At 68.6% G+C, this 1,967-nt stretch carries 2 protein-coding genes; one reads left to right on the forward strand and one right to left on the reverse strand.

Annotated elements, in window-relative coordinates; translation table 11 throughout:
- A partial coding sequence (locus tag Q2100_RS28090; protein WP_302916681.1) for an HNH endonuclease signature motif containing protein occupies positions 1–559 on the forward strand: 559 nt, incomplete at its 5' end.
- A gap of 9 nt (positions 560–568) precedes the next feature.
- Here Q2100_RS28090 and Q2100_RS28095 read toward each other — a convergent pair.
- On the reverse strand, positions 569–1,967 hold a 1,399-nt coding region (locus Q2100_RS28095), incomplete at its 5' end, for an aminotransferase class III-fold pyridoxal phosphate-dependent enzyme (RefSeq protein WP_302916682.1).

Below are 1,967 nucleotides of genomic sequence, written 5' to 3' on the forward strand. Positions count from 1 at the left end.
TGACGCCGCTCCCGAACCGCGCTACACCCCGTCGCGCAATCTGGCGGAGTTCGTGCGGTGCCGCGACATGGGCTGCCGGTTCCCGGGCTGCGACGTGGCGGCGTTCAGCACCGACATTGACCACACCATCCCCTACAGCCAAGGCGGGCCCACCCAGGCGTCGAACCTCAAATGCCTGTGCCGCCTGCATCATTTGATCAAGACGTTCTGGGGCTGGCACGACCAACAGCACCGCGACGGCACCGTGATCTGGACCAGCCCCGCGGGCCAGACCTACACCACCAGACCGGGAGCGGCGCTGCTGTTTCCCAGCCTCTGCGCACCGACGGCCGCCGCAGTTGTCACACCGCGACCCGACGACCCATACGGTGAACGCACCGCGATGATGCCCAAACGCCAACGGACCCGAGCCCAGAACAAGGCCGCCCGCGTCGCCGCCGAACGCCAACAGAACCGCGAACACCGCGAAGCCCGCCGCCGCGCCCGCCGACAAGCACTCGACGCACTGTTCGCCCCCAAGCCACCACCGCAACCCGGCGACGAACCACCACCCTTCTAGCGGGAGCGGTTACCACCCCTCGGTGAGCACGCGATCAAGCGTGTCCACGTAGAAGTCGGCGGATTCGACGTCGATGCACAACGGCGGCTTCGTCTTCAAAATGTTCGAATGGTCGCCGGTCGGCTGGATGATCACCCCGAGTTCGAGCATCCGCTCGCAGATCGCGGCCGTCTCCTCCTTGGCCGGCGCCAACGATTCCGGATCGCGGATCATCTCGACGCCGAGGTACAACCCGATCCCGTGCACCGTGCCGATGATCGGATGCCGGCTCTGCAGTTCCTGCAACCGTGCCTTGAGGTGCGCGCCGACATCCGCCGCATTCTGCTGCAGGGCCTCGTCGCGCAGCACATCCAGCACGGCGATGCCGATCGCGCACGACACCGGACTGCCGCCGGTCGAGGAGAAGAAGTAGCCCTGCGACCTGAAGGCTTCGGCAACGGCTCTGCTGGTCACCACCGCCCCGAGCGGTGACCCGTTGCCGGTCGACTTCGCCATCGACACGATGTCCGGCACCACGCCCTGCTGCTGAAAACCCCAGAACCAGTGGCCGAGTCGGCCATAGCCGACCTGCACCTCGTCGGCGATCGCCAAGCCGCCCGCCCCGCGCAGCGCCGCGTACACCTGCTCGAGGTACCCGTCCGGCAGCGCCATTCCGCCGGCGTTCCCGTAGACCGCCTCACAGATGAACGCCGCGGGTGGCCTACCCTCGGCGACGAGCTGTTCGATCCGGGCCACGGCGTCGGCCGCGTAACGGCTGACATCCTCGCCGCGGTACGTCCCGCGAAAGCTGTTCGGCGAGTCGACGGTGTGCACCCAGTCCGGCCGCGTGGCAACCGCATTGGGATTGTCCGCCGTCGACGTCGACACCGCGTCCGTCGCATACGTCCACCCGTGATAGGCCTCCCGCACCGCCACCACGTCGCGCCTACCCGTCGCCGCCAGTGCCAGCCGCATCGCCAGATCACTGGCCTCCGACCCCGAGTTCACCAGGAACACGGTGTCCAGCGGCTCCGGCAGCGTCGCCGCGAGCCGCTCGCTGAACTCGACCACCGCCTCATAGTTGAACCGCGAGTTGGTGTTCAGCTTGCGCAACTGCCGCGCCGCGGCATCGGCCACCCGCGGGTGCGCATGCCCCAGCACCGTCACATTGTTGACCATGTCCAGGTAACAGCGCCCCGACGTCGACATCAAGAAGTGCCGCCAGCCCCGCTCGATCCGCGGCGGCCGGCGGTAGTAGTGCTCCTGGACCGGCGCGAAACTCCTGTCGCGCCGAGCCATCAGATCACCGTCGACCGCATCCGACTCGACCGCGGCGAGCCCGAGCAGTGGCCACGGATCCCGCGCCAACGCCAGCCACCCCCGGGCAAGCTCCGGCCGCACCAGCGCGGGCGCTCGCGGCGCCCCGACC

This window comes from Mycolicibacterium arseniciresistens (assembly GCF_030519285.1).
GTDB lineage: Bacteria > Actinomycetota > Actinomycetes > Mycobacteriales > Mycobacteriaceae > Mycobacterium > Mycobacterium arseniciresistens.